Below are 19,635 nucleotides of genomic sequence, written 5' to 3'. Positions count from 1 at the left end.
GCGCAACAACGACCAGCCCGCGATACATAGAGCAAAAAAAACGAAGTGGGTTCAGCATTCGAAGGCGTTTTTCAGCCATTGAAGCGGTCTGCCTGCATGGTGGCTACCCTGCAGGGCGACTACGTCGAAGCGGCAGGGGTAGTTGCCCCAGTGGGCCTCCTTCTGCAGGAACAGGCTGGCGGCAAGCACCAACCGTTTCTGCTTGCGCCCGTCGATACTGTCGAGGGCGCCTCCGAAGCCCGCGTGCAACCGGTAGCGGACTTCGACGAATACTACTGTATCGGCGTCGAGCATGACCAGATCAAGCTCGCCGCCTTTGCATCGCCAGTTGCGCGCCAGCAACTGCAGCCCTTGCCCCTGAAGGTACTCAAGGGCTTGGGTTTCTGCCGCTTGCCCGGCACGGGTAGGCGATGCTGCGGCCATCAGCGCGCGGTGTCAGGCAGGCGCTTGACCTGGCCGCCGGTGAACTCGGCCCATGGCAGCTGGCGCTCGACGCGCTGGTTGGCATTGATGCTCAGGCTGCCCGAAAGGCCCAGGATGCGGTTGTCTGGTAGCGCTTTCAGTTGGCCCAGGCGCGGCGCCAGGCTGTAGGCGTCGACGCCCATGGCATACAGGCGACCGAGGCTGCCAGCGGCTTGCGGCCACTGCTGTACAACCTGTTGACGCAGGCTGTTGCTGGTGTCGAGCAGCCACGGTGTTTCGCAGAAGCGGATGCCGTTCATGTCATTGTACTGGTTGATGTCACCGCTGGCGCTGTACAGGTTCGAGGTGGCATAGACCGGCACATCACCGGCGTACTGGAAGTTCAGGGTCGGCTTGATCTGCTGCGCCTGTTGTGGGGTCGAGGCGAGGAAGATGAAGTCAATGTCCTGGCGGCGCGACGGTTGTGCAGCGATGCTGCCGCCCACCGTGCTTTGCAGGCTCTTGGCGCGGCCTTCGCTCTGGCGCAGCTGGAACAGGTCGGCAATCTGCTGGGCCAGGGCGACCGGTTGGGCGATGCGCTGGGCGGCGAGCAGGGTTCCGCCATTGCCTTCCCAGTCCTGGCGGAAGGCAGCCAGGACACGGTCACCCCATTCGCCGCTCGGCACCAGGGCTACGGCGCGGACCATGCCATCGGCGCGGGCGCGGCGGGCCACTTCACGGGCTTCGTCTTCGGCCGCCAGGCCGAACTGGAACAGTTGTGGCGGCGCCTTCTGGCCGGCGTCGGCGTAGTTCAGGGCCAGCGTGGTGATCGGCAGCTGTGGTTTGGCGGCCAGTTGTTTGACCAATGGTTTTTCAAGCGGGCCGATGACCAGTTGCACGCCGGCGGCTTGCGCCTGGCGATAGAAGTCGTCCAGCGAGCCGATACGCGAGCTGTCGAACACCTGCACCGCAGGCGCTGGCTGGCCGCTTTGCTGGGCCTGGAAGTGGGCGGCCATGAAGCCATCGCGCAGGGCGCGGGCTACACCGGCCAGTGGGCCTTCCTGAGGCAGCAGCAGGGCGATCTTGGTCAGCGGCTGGCTGGCCAGTTCCTTGAGTTTGGTCAGGGCCAGCGGCAGTTGCTGGGCGGCAGGGTGGTCCGGGTGCTGTTTGACCCAGGCTTCGATGGCCGCTTGCTGCTGCTCCAGGGTGCCGGCGCTTTTCACGGCGAAGGCCAGGCTGGTCCAGCCAGCCAGGGTCTGATCGTTGGTTGGCTGCTGCAGTTGCTCTGCAGGCAGCGAGGCGACCAAGGCCCAGATAGCGTCATTGTTGGTGCTGGCGGCCTGGCCACCAAGCAGCGGGGCCAGGAGAGTGCGCTGCTGTGCGGCAGCCAGGGCCTGGCCGTCGGCTTCGAGCGCAGCGGCGTGCACGCTGTAGGTGCGCACTTGCTGTTCTGTCGGCAGCTCGGCAAGGCGCTGCAGGCTCGGGTGGGCCAGGGCGGTCAGCGCTGCTTTGGGCTGGTTGCGGCTCATGGCCAGTTCCGCCGCGAGGGTGCTGGCGAACACTTGCTGGGCCGGCTTGAGCGTGTCCAGCGGGACCTGCTCGAGAATGCGTGCGGCGCGTGGGAAGTCCTTCTGCTTGTAGGCCAGGTCGGCCGCGCTCAGGCGCAGCAGGGCGGCGTCTTCTGCAGACTTGCTGGAAGCGGCCTTTTCGAGCAGTTGCTCGATGCTGGCATCCGGGGTGCGTGGCAGTTCGCCCAGGCTGGATGAGGGCGAGCTGGCGCAGGCTGCCAGCAGGGCGGCGAGGCAGAGGGCTGTGAGCAGCCGCAGGCAAGCGATCATGTAAAGGTCCTGTTACTCGATCAAGTTGGCCGGCAATTGTACCCAAGCACTGGCCGGGGCGCGATGTTGCTGTGTCGATCCTTCACTATAGGCGGCGTGTTCCTGATCGCCGGCGAGTTTCTTTGCGCCCTGTTGCAGGCGCTCGGGCTACAATGGCGCCTTTGATCCGAATGACAGGTGTGCGCAGTGACTGATGTGGCAGGGGCTTCGAAATCCGCGGTGGGGACGCTGTATGTGGTGGCAACCCCCATCGGCAACCTCGACGACATGAGCGCCCGGGCGCTGAAGGTGCTGGCGGATGTGGCGCTGATCGCCGCCGAAGACACCCGTCATTCGATCCGCCTGCTGCAACACTTTGGCATTGATACGCCGTTGGCCGCTTGTCATGAGCACAACGAGCGTGACGAGGGCGGGCGTTTTCTCTCCAAGCTGCTGGCGGGTGAAAATGTGGCGCTCGTCTCTGATGCCGGCACGCCTCTGATTTCCGACCCGGGCTACCACTTGGTGCGTCAGGCGCGGGCCGCGGGGGTGAGCGTGGTGCCGGTGCCGGGCGCCTGTGCCTTGATCGCCGCGCTATCGGCGGCAGGCCTGCCATCGGACCGCTTCATCTTCGAAGGCTTCCTGCCGGCCAAGCAGGCAGGGCGCCGGGCGCGCCTGGAGCAGGTGAGGGAAGAGCCGCGCACGTTGATCTTCTATGAAGCCCCGCATCGCATCCTGGAGTGTCTTGAAGACATGGAGGCGGTATTTGGTGGCGATCGTCCGGCGTTGCTGGCGCGCGAACTGACCAAGACCTTCGAGACCCTCAAGGGTTTGCCGCTGGCTGAGTTGCGTGCGTTCGTAGCCGGCGACAGCAATCAGCAGCGCGGTGAGTGCGTGGTGCTGGTCGGCGGATGGAGTGCGCCGGAGGGCGAGCAGGCCATCAGTGCCGAAGCACAGCGCGTGCTCGACCTGCTGTTGGCTGAGTTGCCACTGAAGCGGGCGGCGGCGCTTGCAGCGGAAATTACCGGGGTGCGCAAGAACCTCTTGTATCAACTTGCCCTGGAAAAGCAGAAAGCCGAGTAGTGGCATTTTGATATAAATGTCGGTGGCGCTTGTTCTTGCGCGCGCGTGCCGGTAACCTTGGCGGCGGAGAGTCGATCGGACAGTCGCTGCCTGTTTTTGTTCCGCAACTTTTTGTTGTGTGAGCAGCAGGGGGAGGAAAGTCCGGGCTCCATAGGGCAGAGTGCCAGGTAACGCCTGGGAGGCGTGAGCCTACGGAAAGTGCCACAGAAAATAACCGCCTAAGCACTTCGGTGCCGGTAAGGGTGAAAAGGTGCGGTAAGAGCGCACCGCACGGCTGGCAACAGTTCGTGGCTAGGTAAACCCCACTCGGAGCAAGACCAAATAGGGTTCCATCAGGCGTGGCCCGCGTCGGAACCGGGTAGGTTGCTAGAGGCGTCCAGTGATGGCCGTCGTAGAGGAATGACTGTCCTCGACAAAACCCGGCTTACAGATCGACTCTCCACCTTTCTTTCCCTGCTTGAATCGATAGCAGATCCTCTCTGGTAATACCGAAAAAATCTTACTCTTAATAAATTACTTTAACTTCGAACTCCATTCGTTTGCGTGGGTTTGATTTTTCTCGTGTTTTTCTCTCTCTGGCAGTCCTTCCACATTCCGTTGTTGCGCTAAATCTCGGTCCTGTAAGGCTTTTCCTTATGAACGTGCCTTGACGGTGCTGCGGGCGGATTCCTATAGTGTGCGCAAGTGGCAGAAAGTGGGATGAAGTGGGTTTTCTGACACAAAAAAGCTAACATTGTGGGGAATCACAGCCGTGTTCCGCGGAGCCAACGCCGTCAGCCTCGATGCAAAGGGCCGTCTCGCCATGCCGAGCCGGTACCGTGACGAGCTCGACTCACGTTGCAATGGCCAACTGATCGTGACCATTGACGCCGTAGACCCCTGCTTGTGTGTTTATCCCCTCGATGAGTGGGAACAGATAGAAGCCAAGTTGCGTGCCTTGCCATCGTTGCGTGAGGAAAACCGCCGCCTGCAGCGTTTGCTGATCGGTAATGCGGTTGACCTGGAGCTCGATGGCAGCGGGCGTTTCCTGGTGCCGCCCCGCCTGCGTGAGTACGCCAAGCTCGACAAGAAGGCGATGCTGGTGGGGCAACTGAACAAATTCCAGCTGTGGGATGAAGATGCCTGGAACGCGGTTTCGGCAGCTGACCTTGCAGCTATTCAACAACCGGGCGCCATGCCCGACGAATTGCGTGACCTGATCCTGTGACCATAGATAGCGGCTTCAACCACATTACCGTCCTGCTCGACGAAGCTGTCGAGGCATTGGCCCTGCGCGCCGACGGTTGCTATCTGGACGGCACTTTCGGCCGTGGCGGACACAGCCGTCTGATTCTCAGCAAGCTCGGGCCGCAAGGGCGGCTCTTGGGCTTCGACAAAGATCCGCAGGCGATTGCCACGGGGCAAGCGCTGGCGGCCGAAGACGGCCGCTTTGTCATTGTGCAGCGCAGTTTTGCCGAGCTGGGTGCGGAAGTCGCAGCGCGCGGCCTGCACGGCAAGGTCAGTGGTGTGTTGCTGGACCTGGGCGTGTCCTCGCCGCAGCTGGATGACCCAGAGCGTGGCTTCAGCTTCCTCAATGATGGCCCGCTGGACATGCGCATGAACCCGGACCAGGGCATCAGTGCCGCCGAGTTCATCGCCACTGCGCCCGTGGAAGAAATCGCCCGCGTCTTCAAGGAGTACGGCGAAGAACGCTTTGCCGGGCGCATGGCGCGTGCCGTGGTCGAGCGCCGTGAAAAACAGCCCTTCACCCGTACCGCCGACCTGGCGGAGGTGCTCAAAGTGGCCAACCCGGCATGGGAAAAGGGCAAGAACCCGGCTACCCGTGCCTTCCAGGGTCTTCGCATTCACGTCAACAACGAGCTGGGCGACCTGGAGGCTGGCCTTGAGGCTGCGCTCGATGCGCTCGAAGTCGGTGGTCGCCTGGCGGTCATCAGTTTCCACTCGCTGGAAGACCGTATCGTCAAACTGTTCATGCGCAAGCTGGTGAAGGGTGAGGCCGACAACCTGCCGCGCAACCTGCCGGTTCAGCACAAGGTCTTCGAGCCGAAAATCAAGCTCATCGGCAAGGCTCAGTTCGCCTCCGAGGCCGAGCTCAAGGCCAACCCGCGGTCGCGTAGCGCCGTGATGCGCGTGGCGGAGAAGCTGCGGTGAGCAGGCTACTTGCCAAACCCTTGCCAGGCGGAAGCTTCCTGATGCTTCTGCTGTTTGTCGGCGTGCTGGTTTCGGCCATTGCCGTGTCCTACAGTGCGCACTGGAACCGTCAACTGCTCAACACCCTGTACGGTGAATTGAACGAGCGCGACAAGGCTCAGGCCGAGTGGGGCCGGCTGATTCTTGAGCAGAGTACCTGGACTGCTGCCAGCCGCATCGAGAGCCTGGCCTCCGAGCAGTTGAAGATGCGCGTGCCATCAGCTGACGAAGTCCGGATGGTGGCGCCATGATGAAGCTCGAAGGCGCACTCTACCCGTGGCGCTTCCGCGTAGTGATCGGCTTGCTGGCGATCATGGTCGGCGCCATTTGCTGGCGCATCATCGACCTCCAGGTGGTTGACCGTGACTTCCTCAAGGGCCAGGGCGATGCACGCAGCCTGCGTCACATCCCCATCCCGGCGCACCGCGGCTTGATTACCGACCGCAACGGTGAGCCGTTGGCCGTGAGTACCCCGGTCACCACGTTGTGGGCCAACCCCAAAGAGATGCAGGCCTCCAGGGAGCGCTGGCCGCAATTGGCCGCTGCGCTGGGGCAAAACCCGCAGCAGTTGATCGAGCGCCTGACCCAGCAGGCCAACAAAGAGTTCATCTACCTGGTCCGGGGGCTGACCCCCGAGCAGGGCCAGCACGTGCTCGACCTCAAAGTGCCTGGTGTGTACGGCCTGGAAGAATTCCGCCGCTTCTATCCGGCCGGTGATGTGACTGCACACATGGTCGGCTTTACCGACCTCGACGACCACGGTCGTGAAGGGGTGGAGCTGGCCTATGACGAGTGGCTGGCCGGTGTGCCCGGCAAGCGCCAGGTGATCAAGGACCGGCGCGGCCGGCTGATCAAGGACATTCAGGTAACCAAGAACGCCAAGGCCGGGAAGACCTTGGCGTTGTCGATAGACCTGCGCCTGCAGTACCTGGCTACCCGCGAGCTGCGCAATGCCATTGCCGAACAGGACGCCAAGGCCGGCAGCCTGGTGATCATGGACGTCAAGACCGGTGAGGTCCTGGCCATGGTCAACCAGCCGACCTACAACCCCAACAACCGCCGTAGCATGTTCCCGGCGGCCATGCGCAACCGGGCGATCATCGACGTGTTCGAGCCGGGCTCCACGGTCAAGCCGATCTCCATGAGTGCGGCGTTGCAGAGCGGCCGCTGGAAGACTACCGACAAGGTCGAGGTGTACCCTGGCAGCCTGCAGATCGGTCGCTACACCATCAAGGACGTGTCGCGCAGCGAGGGCCCGATTCTTGATTTGACCGGCATCCTGATCAACTCCAGTAACGTTGGCATGAGCAAGATCGCCTTCGACATCGGCGGCGAGGCCATCTACCGGGTCATGTCCCAGGTCGGCCTGGGCCAGTACACCGGCCTTGGCTTCCCGGGTGAGCGTGTCGGCAACCTGCCCAACCACCGTGAGTGGCGCAAGGCCGAGACCGCAACCCTGTCCTATGGCTACGGCGTATCGGTGACTGCCCTGCAGCTGGTGCATGCCTACGCGGCGCTGGCCAACGACGGCAAGATGGTGCCGCTGTCGATCATCAAGGTCGACAAGGCGCCGGAAGCCGTGCAGGCCATTCCGAAGGATGTCGCCGAAACCGTTCAAGGCATGCTGCAGCAGGTGATCGAAGCGCCGCGCGGCGTCTTCCGTGCCCAGGTGCCGTTCTATCACGTGGCCGGCAAGTCCGGCACCGCGCGTAAGGCCACCGTGGGTGCCAAGGGATACACCGAAAACGCCTACCGCTCGCTGTTCGCCGGCTTCGGGCCAATGAGCGACCCGCGCTACGCCATCGTTGTGGTCATCGACGAGCCGGGCAAGGGCGGCTACTTCGGTGGTCTGGTATCGGCGCCTGTATTCAGCAAGGTCATGTCCGGCACCCTGCGCCTGATGAACGTGCCGCCAGACAACCTGCCGCCACCTGCACCTGCACCCGCCGTGCAATCGCAAGTCAATGCAGCAGCCGCCAAGGGAGGGCGTGGATGATGACAATGCCACTAAGCAAACTTTTCGCCCACGCCAGCCGTGATCCATTGATTCGTGAGCTGACCCTGGACAGCCGTAATGTGCGCCCGGGTGACTTGTTCCTGGCGGTGCCGGGTGCCAAGGTCGATGGCCGCGAGCATATCGCCGATGCCCTGGCCCGTGGCGCTGCCGCCGTGGCCTACGAAGAGCAGGGTGCCAACGTGCTGCCGCTGACCGATGCGCCGCTGATTCCGGTCAAAGGCCTGATCGCTCAGCTGTCAGACATCGCCGGGCGCTTCTACGGTGAACCGAGCCGCCAGTTGAATCTGGTCGGCGTGACCGGCACCAACGGCAAGACAAGCGTTACCCAACTGGTAGCCCAGGCGCTCGACCTGCTTGGCCAGCGCTGCGGTCTGATTGGCACCCTGGGGACCGGTTTCTACGGCGAGTTGCAGAGCGGCCGCCTGACCACGCCCGACCCGATTGCCGTGCAATCGACCCTCAACGACCTCAAGAAAGGCGGCGCCAAGGCCGTGGCCATGGAAGTGTCTTCCCATGCCCTGGAGCAAGGCCGGGTTGCCGCACTGGAATTCGACATCGCGGTGATGACCAACCTGTCCCGCGACCACCTCGACTATCACGGCAGCATGGAAGCCTATGAGGCCGCCAAGGCCAAGCTGTTCGCCTGGCCGAGCTTGCGTTGCCAGGTGGTCAACCTGGATGACGACTTTGGTCGTCGTCTGGCGGCCGACTTCGCGCGTCGCCCGAGTGTCGACCATATCGAAACCCGGCTGCTGAGCTACAGCCTGGAAAACCCTGAAGCCTCGCTGTTCTGCCGCGAAGCCGTATTCAGTGACGATGGCGTGCGCGCTACCCTCGTCACCGCCCAAGGTGAGCGTATCTTGCGCAGCCAACTGCTGGGTCGCTTCAACCTGAGCAACATGCTGGCCGCTGTCGCGACCCTGCTGGCGCTGGACTATGCGCTGGACGAGATCCTCAAGGTCACGCCGCAACTGCAGGGGCCGGTAGGCCGCATGCAGCGCCTGGGTGGCGGCGACAAGCCGCTGGTGGTGGTCGACTATGCACACACGCCGGATGCACTTGAAAAAGTACTCGAGGCCCTGCGCCCGCACGCTCACGGCAAGCTGTTGTGCCTGTTCGGCTGCGGCGGTGACCGTGATCGCGGCAAGCGCCCGCTGATGGCCGAAGTGGCCGAGCGCCTGGCCGACCGCGTACTGGTCACCGACGACAACCCGCGTACTGAAGATCCGTCGCGCATCTTCGATGACATTCGCCCCGGTTTCACCAGGCCTGATGACGTCGAGTTCGTCGCCGGGCGTGGCGAAGCCATTGCGCACCTGATTGCCACCGCCGCTGCCAACGATGTGATCGTGCTGGCCGGCAAGGGGCATGAGGATTACCAGGAGATCAATGGCGAGCGCCATGATTTCTCCGATTTGACCGAAGCCGAAAAGGCACTTGCAGCCTGGGAGGCTCCACATGCTTAAGCCGTTGTCACTCAGCCAGCTGACCACAGCACTGAAGGGTCAACACATCGGTGGCGACGCCACGTTCACCGGCGTCAGCATCGATAGCCGCAGTGTCAGCGCCGGGCAACTGTTCGTCGCCCTGGCCGGCCCGCGTTTCGATGGCCATGACTACCTGGCGGATGTGAAAGCCAAAGGCGCAGTGGCTGCCCTGGTCGAGCGTGAAGTGGCCGGTGTCGACCTGCCGCAGTTGCTGGTCAAGGATTGCCGGGTAGCACTGGGTCAGCTCGGCGCCCTGAACCGCGCGGCTTTCGACAAGCCTGTAGTGGCCATTACCGGTTCCAGCGGCAAGACCACGGTCAAGGAAATGCTCGCCAGCATCCTGCGTACCCGTGGCCTGGTGCACGCTACCCGCGGCAACTTGAACAATGACCTCGGTGCACCGCTGACACTGCTGGAGATCGCATCGGAGCACAGCGCAGCAGTGATCGAACTGGGCGCCTCGCGCATTGGCGAAATCCGCTACACCGTGGGCCTGACGCAACCGCAGGTGGTCATCATCAACAATGCCGGTACTGCCCACGTTGGCGAATTCGGCGGCCCGGACAAGATCGTCGAAGCCAAGGGCGAGATTCTCGAAGGCCTGGGCGAAGGCGGTATTGCCATTCTCAACCTGGACGACAAAGCCTTTGATATCTGGAAGGTGCGTGCCGGTGCGCACAAGGTTGTCAGTTTCGCACGCAGCAACCCGAAGGCCGATTTCCACGCTTCAGACATTGGTCGCGATGCCCGTGGCTGCCCGTCCTTCACCCTGCATGGCGCCGGTGAAACGGTAGCCGTGCAACTCAATGTGCTGGGTGAGCACAACGTCAGCAATGCCTTGGCCGCCGCCGCCGCTGCACATGCCGTTGGTCTGAGCCTGAGCGGCATCGCCGCCGGCCTGGCTGCGGTGCAACCGGTCAAGGGGCGTACCGTGGCGCAGATCGCGCCGAACGGGGTACGGGTAATCGACGACAGTTACAACGCAAATCCCACCTCTATGTGCGCAGCCATTGATATACTCGCCGGCTTTTCCGGACGCACCGTTCTGGTGCTTGGGGATATCGGCGAATTGGGGCAATGGGCGGAAGAAGGCCACCGTCAGGTGGGTGACTACGCGCGTGGCAAGGTCGACGCCCTGTACGCAGTGGGTTCCAACATGACACATGCGGTCAAGGCGTTCGGCGCCAATGGCCGCCATTTCGCTACTCAAGCTGAGCTGATCGATGCGGTTAGCGCCGAGAATGCCAGTGACACCACTATCTTGATCAAGGGCTCGCGCAGCGCTGCGATGGAAAACGTCGTAGCGGCATTGTGCGGTGCCAGCGGGGAGAAACATTAATGCTGCTGCTGTTGGCCGAGTATCTGCAACAGTTCCACAAAGGCTTTGCGGTCTTTCAGTACCTGTCCCTGCGCGGGATTCTTGGCGTACTGACCGCATTGTCCCTGGCGCTGTGGCTGGGCCCCTGGATGATCCGTACCCTGCAAATTCGCCAGATCGGCCAGGCCGTGCGTAACGACGGCCCGCAATCGCACCTGTCCAAGTCTGGCACCCCGACCATGGGTGGTGCGCTGATCCTGTCGGCCATCGCCGTCAGCACCTTGCTGTGGGCCGACCTGAGCAACCGCTATGTTTGGGTTGTGCTGATCGTCACCCTGGCGTTCGGTGCCATTGGCTGGGTCGATGACTACCGCAAGGTGATCGAAAAGAACTCCCGTGGCCTTCCAAGCCGCTGGAAGTACTTCTGGCAGTCGGTGTTCGGCCTGGCGGCGGCAGTGTTCCTGTACAAGACGGCGCCAACCAGCGTCGAGACCACGCTGATCCTGCCGTTCATCAAGGATGTCACCATTCCACTGGGCGTCGGCTTCGTCGTACTGACCTACTTCGTCATTGTCGGCTCGAGCAACGCGGTCAACCTCACCGATGGCCTTGACGGCCTGGCAATCATGCCGACGGTGATGGTCGGCGGCGCGCTGGGCATCTTCTGCTACCTGTCGGGTAACGTGAAGTTTGCCGAGTACCTGCTGATCCCCTACGTGCCGGGCTCGGGCGAGCTGATCGTGTTCTGCGGCGCGCTGATCGGTGCCGGCCTGGGCTTCCTGTGGTTCAACACATACCCGGCGCAAGTGTTCATGGGTGACGTCGGCGCGCTGGCGCTGGGCGCCGCGCTGGGCACCATCGCCGTCATCGTGCGCCAGGAAATCGTGCTGTTCATCATGGGCGGCATCTTCGTGGTGGAAACCCTGTCGGTGGTCATCCAGGTCGCTTCCTTCAAGCTGACCGGCAAGCGCGTGTTCCGCATGGCGCCGATCCACCACCACTTTGAACTCAAGGGCTGGCCAGAGCCCCGGGTGATCGTCCGATTCTGGATCATCACCGTGATCCTGGTACTGATTGGCCTTGCAACCCTGAAACTGAGGTAGATGAGCGTGTCTTTGATCGCTTCCGACCAATTCCGCATCGTTGTCGGCCTCGGCAAGAGCGGCATGTCCCTGGTTCGCTTCCTGGCGAGCCGGGGCATTGCCTTTGCGGTCGCCGATACCCGCGAGCAACCGCCGGAACTGGAAACCCTGCGCCGTGATTACCCGCAGGTGGAAGTGCGCTGTGGTGAACTGGACGTGGACTTCCTGTGCCGCGCCAACGAGTTGTACGTGAGCCCCGGTCTGGCCTTGGCCACGCCGGCCTTGCAGCAGGCGGCCGCGCGTGGCGTGAAGCTGTCTGGCGACATAGAGCTGTTTGCTCGCCATGCCAAGGCGCCGATCATTGCCATCAGCGGTTCCAACGCCAAGAGCACCGTCACGACGCTGGTCGGTGAAATGGCCGCCAAGGCCGGCAAACGCGTGGCCGTGGGCGGTAACCTCGGTACCCCGGCGCTCGACCTGCTGGCCGATGACATCGAGCTGTACGTGCTGGAGCTTTCCAGCTTCCAGCTGGAAACCACTGACCAGCTCAACGCCGAAGTGGCGACTGTTCTGAACATCAGCGAAGACCACATGGACCGCTATAGCGGCCTTCCGGCCTACCACCTGGCCAAGCACCGGATTTTCCGCGGTGCCCGCCAGGTGGTGGTCAACCGCCAGGACGCCCTGAGCCGGCCGCTGCCGGTGGAAGGCCGACCATGCTGGACCTTCGGCCTCAACTCGCCCGACTTCAAAGCGTTTGGCCTGCGTGAAGTGGACGGTGAAAAATACCTGGCGTTCGAGTTCCAGACGCTGATGCCGGCGCGTGAACTGAAGGTTCGCGGTGCTCACAACCAGAGCAACGCCCTGGCGGCGCTGGCCCTGGGGCATGCTGCCGGCCTGCCGTTCGAGCCCATGCTCGCGGCCCTGCGCGAGTTCGGTGGCCTGGCCCACCGGTGCCAGTGGGTACGCGAGCGTAATGGCGTGAACTGGTACGACGATTCCAAGGCCACCAACGTCGGTGCTGCCCTGGCCGCCATCGAAGGCCTGGGCGCCGATATCGAAGGCAAGTTGGTGCTGATCGCCGGTGGTGACGGCAAAGGTGCTGAATTCACTGCGCTGCGCGAGCCGGTCAAGCGTTTCTGCCGCGCCGTGGTATTGCTCGGCCGTGATGCCGAGCGCCTGGCCGAGGCCTTGGGCGATGCCGTGCCACTGGTTCGGGTCAAGACGCTTGACGATGCCGTACAGCAGTGTGCCGAACTGGCCCAGGCCGGCGATGCCGTGCTGCTGTCGCCAGCATGCGCCAGCCTCGACATGTTCAAGAACTTCGAGGAACGGGGGCGTCTGTTCGCCCAGGCAGCGGGAGGTCTCGCATGATCTTCGGCATCTTCAAACCCTACCCGTCGCCGCTGATCAGCGGCCGTGGCGTCGACCTGGACTTCCCGATGCTCGCCGGTTGCCTGGCCTTGCTGGGCCTGGGCTTGGTGATGATCACTTCGGCCTCCTCGGAAGTGGCTGCTGTACAGTCCGGCAACCCGCTGTATCACATGTTCCGCCACCTGGTGTACGTGTTCCTCGGCCTGGTGGCCTGCGGTGCAACCATGCTGGTGCCGATCGCCACCTGGCAGCGCATGGGCTTCATGATGCTGCTTGGCGCCTTCGGCCTGCTGGTCCTGGTCCTGGTGCCGGGTATCGGCCGTGAGGTTAACGGCTCCATGCGCTGGATCGGTTTCAGCTTCTTCAACGTGCAGCCTTCGGAAATCGCCAAGGTGTTCGTGGTCATCTACCTGGCCGGCTACCTGGTACGCCGACAGACCGAGGTACGCGAAACCTGGATGGGCTTCTTCAAGCCGTTCATCGTACTGCTGCCCATGGCCGCCTTGCTGCTGATGGAACCGGACTTTGGCGCCACCGTGGTGATGATGGGCGCGGCGGCGGCCATGTTGTTTCTGGGTGGGGTGGGGCTGTTCCGCTTCAGCCTGATGGTGGTGCTGGCGGTGCTGGCGGTATTTGTTCTGGTTCAGGCGCAGCCCTACCGAATGGCGCGCCTTATTACGTTCACCGACCCCTGGGCCGATCAGTTCGGCTCCGGCTACCAGCTGACCCAGGCACTGATTGCCTTCGGCCGTGGCGAGTGGCTGGGCGTTGGCCTGGGCAACAGCGTGCAGAAGCAGTTCTACCTGCCTGAAGCGCACACTGACTTCGTGTTCTCGGTCCTGGCGGAAGAACTGGGCGTGGTCGGCTCGCTGCTGACCGTCGCGCTGTTCGTGTTCGTCACCGTGCGCGCCCTGTACATCGGCCTGTGGGCCGAGAAGGCCAAACAGTTCTTTGCCGCCTACATGGCGTTCGGCCTGGCTTTCCTGTGGATTGGCCAGTTCCTGATCAACATCGGTGTGAACGTCGGCCTGCTGCCGACCAAGGGCCTGACCCTGCCGTTTCTCAGTTACGGGGGGAGCTCGCTGGTGATCTGCTGCGCCTGCGTAGGCCTGTTGCTGCGCATCGAGTGGGAGAGCCGCACGCATCTGGGCAGTGAGGAGCACGAATTCAGCGAAAGCGATTTTGCCGAGGAGACCAGTCATGGCCGCTGAAGGCAAAAATGTATTGATCATGGCCGGCGGCACCGGGGGGCACGTATTCCCGGCGCTGGCCTGCGCCCGTGAGTTCCAGAAGCGCGGTTACAGCGTGCACTGGTTGGGCACCCCGCGTGGCATCGAGAACGAGTTGGTGCCACAGGCGGGTTTGCCATTGCATCTGATTCAGGTCAGCGGCTTGCGCGGCAAGGGCAAGCTGTCGTTGCTCAAGGCGCCTTTCACGTTGGTCAAGGCCGTGCTGCAGGCACGGCGCATCATTCGCCAGCTCAAGCCCGTATGTGTCTTGGGCTTTGGCGGCTATGTGACCGGCCCCGGCGGCGTGGCCGCGCGGCTGTGCGGCGTGCCACTGGTGATCCATGAGCAGAACGCCAGGGCCGGTACCGCCAATCGGTTGCTGGTGCCACTCTCGGCGCGGGTCTGCGAAGCTTTCCCGAACACCTTCGAGGCCAGCGACAAGCGTCGCACCACCGGCAACCCGGTGCGCCCGGAACTCTTCATGGACGCGCAACGCGTGCCCTTGGGCGAGCGCCGCGCACGCCTGTTGGTGCTCGGTGGCAGCCTGGGTGCGGAACCATTGAACAAATTGTTGCCTAAGGCCCTGTCTGAAGTGCCCGCGGCGCTGCGGCCAGAGGTGTTCCACCAGGCAGGCAAGCAGCACGCACCGATCACCGCCGAGCGTTATCACGAGGTGGGCGTCGAGGCTCAGGTAGAGCCCTTCATCAACGACATGGCCCAGGCTTATGGCTGGGCCGACCTGGTGGTGTGCCGGGCCGGTGCCCTGACTGTCAGCGAACTGGCGGCAGCAGGCCTGCCTTCGATGCTGGTGCCTTTGCCCCACGCGATCGACGATCACCAGACCCACAACGCCCAATATCTGGCCCGCGAAGGCGCTGCCTTCCTGATGCCACAAGCGACAACTGGCGCAGCGCAACTCGCTGAACGCCTGAACGAGGTGCTGATGCAACCCGAGAAACTCAACGTCATGGCTGGCACCGCACGGCGCCTGGCCAAACCTGCTGCAACCAGCACCGTGGTCGATATCTGCCTGGAGGTGGCCCATGGTTGAGAGCCAGAAAGCCATGCCCCAGCCGAAGATGGGCCGTATTCGCCGCATTCACTTCGTCGGCATCGGCGGCGTGGGCATGTGCGGTATTGCCGAAGTGTTGCTGAACCTGGGCTATGAAGTGTCCGGTTCGGACCTTAAAGCCTCGCCGGTGACCGAGCGCCTGGAGTCCTTTGGCGCTGAGATCTTCGTCGGCCACCGCGCCGAGAACGCTGCCACCGCCGATGTGTTGGTGGTGTCCAGCGCCATCAACCCGGCCAACCCGGAAGTTGCCACCGCACTGGAGCGGCGCATTCCGGTGGTGCCGCGTGCCGAGATGCTCGCCGAGCTGATGCGTTACCGCCATGGCGTGGCCGTTGCCGGTACTCACGGCAAGACCACCACGACCAGCCTGCTGGCTTCAGTGTTCGCCGCCGGTGGCCTGGACCCAACCTTCGTTATCGGTGGCCGTCTTACCGCTGCCGGTACCAATGCGCAACTGGGCACCAGCCGCTACCTGATCGCTGAAGCAGACGAAAGCGATGCCAGCTTCCTGCACCTGCAGCCGATGGTCGCGGTTGTCACCAACATCGACGCCGACCACATGGCGACCTACGAAGGTGACTTCAACAAGCTGAAGAAAACCTTCGTCGAGTTCCTGCACAACCTGCCGTTCTATGGGCTGGCGGTGATGTGCCTGGACGACCCGGTGGTTCGCGAGATCCTGCCGCAGGTCAAGCGTCCTACCGTGACTTACGGCTTCAGCGAAGAGGCCGACATCCGCGCCATCAATGTGCGTCAGCAGGGCATGCAGACCCACTTCACCGTGCTGCGCCGTGATCGCGAGCCGTTGGAGGTTTCGGTGAACATGCCCGGCAACCACAACGTGCTCAACGCCCTGGCGACCATCGCCATCGCCACTGACGAAGGCATTACTGACGAGGCCATCGTCCAGGGCCTGTCCGGCTTCCAGGGTGTCGGTCGTCGCTTCCAGGTATACGGCGAGCTGCCGGTCGAAGGCGGCAGTGTGATGCTGGTCGACGACTACGGTCATCACCCCACCGAAGTGGCGGCGGTGATCAAGGCTGTGCGCGGTGGCTGGCCAAGCCGCCGCCTGGTGATCGTCTACCAGCCGCACCGCTACAGCCGCACCCGCGACCTGTACGACGATTTCGTCCAGGTGCTGGGCGATGCCAACGTGCTGCTGCTGATGGAGGTCTACCCGGCCGGCGAAGAGCCGATCCCCGGTGCCGACAGCCGTCAGCTGTGCCACAGCATCCGCCAGCGCGGCAAGCTGGACCCGATCTACATCGAGCGCGGCGTCGAGCTGGCACCGCTGGTCAAGCCACTACTGCGCGCTGGCGACATTTTGATCTGTCAGGGTGCCGGTGATGTCGGCGGCCTGGCCCCGCAGTTGATGAAAAGCCCGCTGTTCGCAGGCGCCAAGCAGGAGAAGTCGAAATGACCAGCGCCTACGACAAGCTGCAGTCGACCCTGGACGTCAAGGCGTTCGGCCGCGTCGCCGTGCTGTACGGTGGCAAGAGCGCCGAGCGTGAGGTGTCGCTGAAATCTGGCGCCGCAGTGATCGATGCGCTCAGCACTGCCGGCGTCGACGTGGTTGGCATCGACGTCGGTGACGACCTGCTCGCACGCCTGCAGAGCGAGAAGATTGACCGCGCCTTCATCATCCTCCACGGCCGTGGCGGTGAAGACGGGAGCATGCAAGGTTTGCTGGAGTGCCTGGGCATCCCCTACACCGGCAGCGGCATCCTGGCTTCGGCGCTGGCGATGGACAAGCTGCGCACCAAGCAGGTGTGGCAGAGCCTGGGCATTCCCACGCCACGCCACGCGGTGCTGGCGAGCGAAAGCGATTGTTTGCAGGCCAGTACGGAACTGGGCTTCCCGCTTATCGTCAAACCCGCCCATGAAGGCTCTAGCATCGGCATGGCCAAGGTGAACAGCGCCCAGGAACTGGTCGCCGCCTGGCAGGACGCCGCCAAATACGATTCCCAGGTACTGGTGGAGCAGTGGATCCACGGTCCGGAGTTCACCATCGCGGTACTGCGCGGCCAGGTGCTGCCGCCGATCGCCCTGGGTACGCCGCACGTGTTCTACGACTACGACGCCAAGTACATCGCCAACGATACCCAGTACCGCATCCCGTGCGGGCTGGATAGCGTCAAGGAACAGGAACTGATCGACCTGACCGCGCGCGCCTGCGATGCCATTGGCATCGAAGGCTGGGGGCGGTTGGACGTGATGCAGGACGAGCAGGGCCAGTTCTGGCTGCTCGAAGTCAACACCGCACCAGGCATGACAGATCATAGCCTGGTGCCCATGGCGGCCCGCGCGGCTGGCCTGGACTTCCAGCAACTGGTGCTGGCAATCCTGGCCGAAAGCGTGGCGACGCGAGGTTAATAACCATGCAAGGCGCGATGATACGTCAGCAGCAACCCGTTACCGGCCGTAGCAAGCCGGTGCCGCGTGGTGCCAGCCGGCTGGTGGCCGACGAGCCCGTATCGGCGCGCCTGCCCCGGCCAAGCCTGGGCGGCCTCAAGCGCTTGCTGTGGCCGGTGTTGCTGGTGGCGGCCGGCTTTGGTGCCTACGAGGGCGCCATTCGCCTGATGCCGTACGCCGACCGCCCGATCACCAAGATCGATGTGCAGGGCGACCTCAGCTACATCAGTCAGCAATCGGTGCAGCAGCGTATCGCGCCCTACGTGGCGGCGAGCTTCTTCAGCGTCGACCTGCCGGCGATGCGGGCCGAGCTCGAGCAGATGCCGTGGATCGCCCACGCCGAAGTGCGCCGGGTGTGGCCCGACGAGGTGGTGATCCGCCTTGAAGAGCAGCTGCCGGTGGCACGCTGGGGGGACGCAGCCCTGCTCAACAACCAGGGTCAGGCTTTCACCCCGCGCGAGCTGGCCAACTATGAGCACCTGCCGCAGCTGGCCGGGCCGCAGCGTGCTCAGCAACAAGTCATGCAGCAGTATCAGGTATTGAGCCAGATGCTGCGCCCCCTGGGCTTTTCCATCGCTCGCCTGGAGCTGCGCGAGCGAGGCAGCTGGTTCCTGACCACTGGTGCGAGCAGTGCCGGGCCAGGCATCGAGTTGCTGCTGGGGCGCGATCATCTGGTGGAGAAGATGCGCCGTTTCATTGCCATTTACGACAAGACACTCAAAGACCAGATCACCACTATCGCCCGCATTGATCTGCGTTATTCCAACGGACTTGCCGTTGGTTGGCGGGAACCGATTGCACCGACGACGGCCCAACCCGCCGTTGCGAAGAATTAGAGAGAGGCAGGACCATGGCAAACGCGCATAGCGGCAAAATGATCGTCGGGCTGGACATTGGCACCTCCAAGGTGGTGGCGCTGGTGGGCGAAGTGGGCGAAGACGGCACCCTGGAAATCGTCGGGATCGGCACCCATCCGTCCCGTGGCCTGAAAAAAGGCGTGGTGGTGAACATCGAGTCCACCGTGCAGTCGATCCAGCGCGCCGTGGAAGAGGCGCAGCTGATGGCCGGCTGCCGTATCCACTCGGCGTTCGTCGGTGTGGCCGGTAATCACATCCGCAGCCTGAACTCCCACGGCATCGTTGCCATCCGTGACCGCGAGGTCAGCCTGGCCGACCTGGAGCGCGTACTCGACGCCGCCCAGGCCGTGGCGATTCCGGCCGACCAGCGCGTGCTGCACACCTTGCCGCAGGACTATGTGATCGACAACCAGGAAGGCGTGCGCGAGCCGCTGGGCATGTCTGGCGTGCGTCTGGAAGCCAAGGTTCACGTGGTCACTTGCGCCGTCAACGCCGCCCAGAACATCGAGAAGTGTGTGCGCCGCTGCGGCCTGGAAATCGACGACATCATCCTCGAACAGCTGGCTTCGGCCTACTCGGTGCTGACCGATGATGAAAAAGAACTGGGTGTGTGCCTGGTGGACATCGGTGGCGGCACCACCGACATCGCCATCTTCACCGAGGGCGCCATCCGCCACACGGCGGTCATCCCGATTGCTGGCGACCAAGTGACCAACGACATCGCCATGGCCCTGCGGACCCCGACCCAGTACGCCGAAGAAATCAAGATCCGCTACGCCTGTGCCTTGGCCAAACTGGCTGGCGCTGGCGAGACCATCAAGGTGCCGAGCGTTGGCGATCGCCCACCGCGCGAGCTGTCGCGCCAGGCCCTGGCCGAGGTGGTGGAGCCACGTTACGACGAGCTCTTTACCCTGATCCAGGCCGAACTGCGCCGCAGCGGCTACGAAGACCTGGTGCCCGCCGGCATCGTCCTCACTGGCGGCACCGCGAAGATGGAAGGCGCCGTGGAACTGGCCGAGGAAATCTTCCACATGCCGGTACGCCTGGGCGTGCCGCACAGCGTTCGGGGGCTGAGCGACGTGGTGCGCAACCCGATCTATTCCACCGGTGTGGGCTTGCTCACCTACGGCCTGCTGAAGCAGTCCGAGGATTTGGCCCTGACCGGTAACAGCAACAGCAGCAGCAACAGCTATGGCGATGAACCGAAGGCCCCAGTGCTTGAACGCTTCAAGAAGTGGGTCCAGGGCAACTTCTAAGTTTCAAAGCAGTAGTGGTAGGCGCAACAACTAGAGAAC

General features: G+C 63.3%; 17 protein-coding genes and 1 other RNA gene. 16 read left to right on the top strand and 2 right to left on the bottom strand.

Annotated elements, in window-relative coordinates:
* Window positions 1–51 precede the first annotated feature (51 nt).
* Window positions 52–423 (bottom strand): YraN family protein, encoded by a 372-nt coding sequence (locus KW568_RS24115; protein ID WP_003251836.1) that lies wholly within the window; start codon window positions 421–423, stop codon window positions 52–54.
* Window positions 423–2,240 carry a penicillin-binding protein activator gene (locus KW568_RS24110; RefSeq protein ID WP_012053655.1) on the bottom strand — a complete coding sequence of 606 codons (1,818 nt, stop codon included), beginning with the start codon at window positions 2,238–2,240 and terminating at the stop codon, window positions 423–425. Before KW568_RS24110 ends, KW568_RS24115 begins: the two co-directional genes overlap by 1 nt.
* 186 nt (window positions 2,241–2,426) lie before the next feature.
* On the opposite strand from KW568_RS24110, the gene rsmI reads away from it, so the two are divergent.
* The 16 genes from rsmI to ftsA all read left to right on the top strand — a co-directional run bounded on the left by rsmI (window position 2,427) and on the right by ftsA (window position 19,596).
* On the top strand, window positions 2,427–3,302 hold the full coding sequence (gene rsmI, locus KW568_RS24105) for a 16S rRNA (cytidine(1402)-2'-O)-methyltransferase (protein WP_003251840.1): 876 nt from the start codon (window positions 2,427–2,429) through the stop codon (window positions 3,300–3,302).
* Between the two features lie 67 nt (window positions 3,303–3,369).
* Window positions 3,370–3,745: RNase P RNA component class A (gene rnpB, locus KW568_RS24100), an RNA gene on the top strand.
* A gap of 308 nt (window positions 3,746–4,053) precedes the next feature.
* Window positions 4,054–4,509 carry a division/cell wall cluster transcriptional repressor MraZ gene (gene mraZ, locus KW568_RS24095; protein WP_004575120.1) on the top strand — a complete coding sequence of 152 codons (456 nt, stop codon included), beginning with the start codon at window positions 4,054–4,056 and terminating at the stop codon, window positions 4,507–4,509.
* Window positions 4,506–5,453 carry a 16S rRNA (cytosine(1402)-N(4))-methyltransferase RsmH gene (gene rsmH / locus KW568_RS24090; RefSeq protein WP_003251843.1) on the top strand — a complete coding sequence of 316 codons (948 nt, stop codon included), beginning with the start codon at window positions 4,506–4,508 and terminating at the stop codon, window positions 5,451–5,453. Before mraZ ends, rsmH begins: the two co-directional genes overlap by 4 nt.
* Window positions 5,450–5,743, top strand: coding sequence for a cell division protein FtsL (gene ftsL, locus KW568_RS24085; protein WP_003251845.1), 294 nt, complete (start codon window positions 5,450–5,452; stop codon window positions 5,741–5,743). Before rsmH ends, ftsL begins: the two co-directional genes overlap by 4 nt.
* On the top strand, window positions 5,743–7,488 hold the full coding sequence (locus tag KW568_RS24080) for a penicillin-binding protein 2 (RefSeq protein ID WP_167398619.1): 1,746 nt from the start codon (window positions 5,743–5,745) through the stop codon (window positions 7,486–7,488). The genes ftsL and KW568_RS24080 overlap by 1 nt, the downstream gene beginning before the upstream one ends.
* On the top strand, window positions 7,488–8,975 hold the full coding sequence (locus KW568_RS24075) for a UDP-N-acetylmuramoyl-L-alanyl-D-glutamate--2,6-diaminopimelate ligase (RefSeq protein WP_064615168.1): 1,488 nt from the start codon (window positions 7,488–7,490) through the stop codon (window positions 8,973–8,975). Before KW568_RS24080 ends, KW568_RS24075 begins: the two co-directional genes overlap by 1 nt.
* Window positions 8,968–10,335, top strand: a complete 1,368-nt coding sequence (murF, locus tag KW568_RS24070; RefSeq protein ID WP_259537005.1) for a UDP-N-acetylmuramoyl-tripeptide--D-alanyl-D-alanine ligase — start codon at window positions 8,968–8,970, stop codon at window positions 10,333–10,335. Before KW568_RS24075 ends, murF begins: the two co-directional genes overlap by 8 nt.
* Window positions 10,335–11,417 (top strand): phospho-N-acetylmuramoyl-pentapeptide-transferase, encoded by a 1,083-nt coding sequence (mraY, locus tag KW568_RS24065; protein ID WP_003251852.1) that lies wholly within the window; start codon window positions 10,335–10,337, stop codon window positions 11,415–11,417. The genes murF and mraY overlap by 1 nt, the downstream gene beginning before the upstream one ends.
* Window positions 11,418–11,423: 6 nt before the next feature.
* Window positions 11,424–12,770 carry a UDP-N-acetylmuramoyl-L-alanine--D-glutamate ligase gene (gene murD / locus KW568_RS24060; protein ID WP_003251854.1) on the top strand — a complete coding sequence of 449 codons (1,347 nt, stop codon included), beginning with the start codon at window positions 11,424–11,426 and terminating at the stop codon, window positions 12,768–12,770.
* A complete protein-coding gene (gene ftsW, locus KW568_RS24055) occupies window positions 12,767–13,981 on the top strand; it encodes a putative lipid II flippase FtsW (protein ID WP_003251856.1) in 1,215 nt (404 codons plus the stop codon). Before murD ends, ftsW begins: the two co-directional genes overlap by 4 nt.
* A complete protein-coding gene (murG, locus tag KW568_RS24050; protein ID WP_003251858.1) occupies window positions 13,971–15,050 on the top strand; it encodes an undecaprenyldiphospho-muramoylpentapeptide beta-N-acetylglucosaminyltransferase in 1,080 nt (359 codons plus the stop codon). Before ftsW ends, murG begins: the two co-directional genes overlap by 11 nt.
* A complete protein-coding gene (gene murC / locus KW568_RS24045) occupies window positions 15,043–16,491 on the top strand; it encodes a UDP-N-acetylmuramate--L-alanine ligase (RefSeq protein WP_003251860.1) in 1,449 nt (482 codons plus the stop codon). Before murG ends, murC begins: the two co-directional genes overlap by 8 nt.
* The gene (locus KW568_RS24040) at window positions 16,488–17,444 is read left to right on the top strand and encodes a D-alanine--D-alanine ligase (RefSeq protein ID WP_003251863.1); all 957 of its coding nucleotides are present in this window, start codon (window positions 16,488–16,490) and stop codon (window positions 17,442–17,444) included. The genes murC and KW568_RS24040 overlap by 4 nt, the downstream gene beginning before the upstream one ends.
* A 5-nt stretch (window positions 17,445–17,449) precedes the next feature.
* Window positions 17,450–18,319: a cell division protein FtsQ/DivIB gene (locus KW568_RS24035; RefSeq protein WP_003251865.1), complete on the top strand. Its 870-nt coding sequence runs from the start codon at window positions 17,450–17,452 to the stop codon at window positions 18,317–18,319.
* Window positions 18,320–18,333: 14 nt separating this feature from the next.
* The gene (gene ftsA / locus KW568_RS24030) at window positions 18,334–19,596 is read left to right on the top strand and encodes a cell division protein FtsA (protein WP_003251867.1); all 1,263 of its coding nucleotides are present in this window, start codon (window positions 18,334–18,336) and stop codon (window positions 19,594–19,596) included.
* The last annotated feature ends 39 nt before the right edge of the window (window positions 19,597–19,635 follow it).

The sequence above is a fragment of the Pseudomonas sp. HD6515 genome, from assembly GCF_024971855.1.
Taxonomy (GTDB): Bacteria; Pseudomonadota; Gammaproteobacteria; order Pseudomonadales; family Pseudomonadaceae; genus Aquipseudomonas; species Aquipseudomonas alloputida.
Note: the sequence above shows the minus strand (reverse complement) of the source record. Positions and strands in the feature narration are given on the sequence as shown.